Annotated in this window: 1 protein-coding gene; it reads right to left on the reverse strand. The window is 64.6% G+C overall.

Annotation, left to right across the window (positions count from 1 at the left end):
• The coding region (locus tag ACPXBU_RS34935; RefSeq protein WP_425761413.1) for a transposase at nt 1–209 on the reverse strand (209 nt) is incomplete at both ends.

The raw sequence follows: 209 nt of genomic DNA on the forward strand, positions 1-209 counted from the left end.
TCGAGGTCGAGTTGGCCTTTCAGCGTGTCGTTGACGGACTCGATGAGCTGCCGGATCGGTTTCAGTAAGTGCTCGTCGGGGCGTGGGACCCGGTTGCGGTACGACGGTCTGAGCAATCGGACCCCACGCTCTGCCAGCCACCGGTCGAGTTCCGCGGACACGTATCCCTTGTCCGCGACGATCAGCAGGCCGGGACGCTCGGCGATGAG

Origin of the sequence: Micromonospora sp. DT231, assembly GCF_049847025.1 — a bacterium.
Taxonomy (GTDB): Bacteria; Actinomycetota; Actinomycetes; order Mycobacteriales; family Micromonosporaceae; genus Micromonospora.